The following is a 2765-nucleotide window of genomic DNA, read 5'->3' as shown; positions in this document are numbered from 1 at the left end:
TTTTTTCGCGGTTGCGATTGAACGGTTCGTACAACTCGCGCATCGAGCGCTTCGGCGCGCGGGCTATCGGTGCCGATGATGATCCGGTCGGGGCGCATGCAGTCGTCGACCGCGCAACCTTCCTTGAGAAATTCCGGGTTGGAAACCACATCGAAGGTCAGTGCACCACGGCCGCTTTCGCCGAGGATGGCGCTGATGCATTCGCGCACCCGGTCCGCCGTGCCCACCGGCACCGTGGATTTGTCGACGATGATCTGCTCGCCGCGCAAGTGCTCGCCGATGGTGCGGGCGACGCTGAGGACATGTTTGAGATCCGCCGAGCCGTCCTCGTCCGGCGGCGTGCCGACGGCGATCAGCAACACGTCGCCGTGTTTTACCGCAGCGGCCAGATCACTGCCGAATTGCAGGCGACCGCTGTGATGATTGTCCCGCACCAGGCTTTTCAGACCCGGCTCGTAGATGGGCAGGCTGCCGTCATTCAAGGCTTGCACCTTGGCCGCGTCGACATCCACACACAGCACGTTGTGGCCAACCTCGGCCAGCGCGGCGCCCTGGACCAGTCCGACATAACCGATACCGAATACACTCACATTCATGGGAAAACCTCATGCGTGGCGGGGTGGGCCAGAGCGCTGGCCGCTGTCAGTAGATGTTTTTCGAGAACAGGGTGAAGGGCGTCTTCAGCAGGATCTTGATGTCCAGCCACAGCGACCATTGATTGATGTAATTGAGGTCCTGGGCGACCCGGCGCTGCATCTTTTCCACGGTCTCGGTTTCGCCGCGATGCCCGGTGATCTGTGCCAGCCCGGTGATGCCAGGCTTGAGCCGATGCCGCGCCATGTAGGCGCGCACCTTGCCGGTGTAATAGATGTTGTGAGTGACTGCGTGCGGGCGCGGGCCGACCAGCGCCATGTGGCCGAACAGCACGTTGAATAGCTGCGGCAGCTCATCGATCGAGCTGCGTCGCAGAAAGCGTCCCAGCGGTGTGACGCGGTCGTCGTCGCGGGTGGCCTGACGCACTTGCTGATCGTCGTGCACGCGCATTGAGCGGAATTTCCACACGCGGATCACTTCGCCGTCGCAGCCATGGCGGTTCTGCTTGAACAGCACCGGCCCCGGCGACGTCAGCTTGACCGCAATGGCCACGCCGAGCAGCAGCGGGCTGAGCAGAATCAGCGCCACCGCGGCGACGCTGCGTTCGAACAGGTCCTTGCAGAACAGGCTGCCGGGGTGCGAAGTGAGCAGGCTTTCGTTGAGATAGATCGCCGGCATCCGCTCGATCTCGGAGATCGAATGATTGAGCAGGACCATGCTGCCCAGATCCGGAATCCACACCACGTCGACGTTCATGTCGAGCAGGTTGATGTACAGCGCTTCGATGGTCGCTGCCTCGGCCATCGGCAGCACGATGTAGACGCGCCGCGCCTGCAAGCGTGTGATGATTTCGCGAATGTCCTCGACCTCACCGAGCAGCGGCAGGATGCTCGGCGCCGGGCCGCTGTCGGCTTTCGCCGCGACAAAACCGAGCAGCAGCGCACGATCCGGGTCGAGCAGTTTGCGCGCCAGTTCATGGGCGGTCGGGCAGGTGCCGATGATCACCGCGCGTCGCTCGTTGCTGATCATCTTGGTGTACATGCGCACGAACAGATGCAGCGGCAGAAACGTCGCCGCCTGGGCGAGAAAACCGACCACGGCCCAGACAATCACCACTTGCCGCGAGAACAACGCGCTTGTCTGGGTGACGAAGGCGATGCTCATCAGCAGCCCGAGCAGAATCAGCCAACCGGCGAGCAAACGTCCGAGCCCGACCAGCAGACCATGGCGCTTGTGGTAGACCTGCACCAGGCCGTAGACCGGCATTGAGCCAAGCACGGTGAGGATGATCAGCAAGCGGTACTCACTGGGCAACTCGCCGATGCGCCAGTGCACCAGCACGATCAGCAACAGGTTGACCAGGGTCATTGCGCACAGCCATTGCACCCAGAAGGTGAGGCCGCGACGGTGTGCCATTTGCGCGGAATATTGCGAGGTCATCGGCGCGATCTCCGATTCGTCGAACAGGGAAGGATTTGCTGTTGCCGGGCGGCACGGCCCGAAGGATCAGCGCGGGGCGAAGTCGTAGTCGTAGAAGGAACGGGAATGGCCATGGCCGTACTTGCGCGCCTTGCGCAGATCGACCTGATTGAGCACCACGCCGAACACCGGCGCCTGGCTCTGCTGCAACACGGCAATGCTCTTGCGCACCTGGCCCACCGGCGTGCTCTGCGCCTTGACCACGTAGATCACCGCATCGGAATGCTGCGCCAGCAACAGTGCGTCACTGACGATCTCCGCCGGCGGCGAATCGATGATGATGTGCCGGTAGCGCGACTTGAGAATCTGCAACAGCCGGCCGAGGCGCGGTGAGCTGAGTAAATCCTGCGCCGGCGCCACGGCATTGCTCGAACTGCTCGAGGCTTTCAAACGCGGTGCCTCGAACGGGTCCAGCGCCGATGGCGACAGGCAGCCGGCCGGGAGCATGTCGAGATTGCCGACGCTGCGGATGCAGTCTTCCAGCCGCGCGCTGCCGGCCATGAGGTTAGCGAGGCCGGGGCTCTGCGGCGGAAAATCGAAGTTCAGCGACAGCGTCGGCTGCCGCATGTCGGCATCGATCAGCAGCACCCGTTCCAGCGGCGCCAGCGACGAAGCGAGATTGTTGGCGATGGTGCTCTTGCCTTCGCCGGACACCGAAGACGTGACCAGCACCACCTGCGCCGGGCGTTCGT

The 2765-nt window shown here is 63.2% G+C and carries 2 protein-coding genes and 1 pseudogene; all 3 read right to left on the bottom strand.

Annotated features, from left to right (window positions below; genetic code table 11):
* Positions 1-596 (bottom strand): annotated as a pseudogene (locus tag OQK_RS00085) (nucleotide sugar dehydrogenase); the annotation flags it as partial.
* Between the two features lie 46 nt (positions 597-642).
* The gene (locus OQK_RS00080) at positions 643-2034 is read right to left on the bottom strand and encodes an undecaprenyl-phosphate glucose phosphotransferase (RefSeq protein ID WP_016770560.1); all 1392 of its coding nucleotides are present in this window, start codon (positions 2032-2034) and stop codon (positions 643-645) included.
* A gap of 66 nt (positions 2035-2100) precedes the next feature.
* Positions 2101-2765: tyrosine-protein kinase family protein (locus OQK_RS00075; RefSeq protein ID WP_038860037.1), on the bottom strand; the 665-nt coding region annotated here is incomplete at its 5' end.

This window comes from Pseudomonas sp. R62 (assembly GCF_000257605.1).
In the GTDB taxonomy this organism is placed as follows: domain Bacteria; phylum Pseudomonadota; class Gammaproteobacteria; order Pseudomonadales; family Pseudomonadaceae; genus Aquipseudomonas; species Aquipseudomonas atacamensis.
This window is presented reverse-complemented; position numbering and strand designations above follow the sequence as displayed.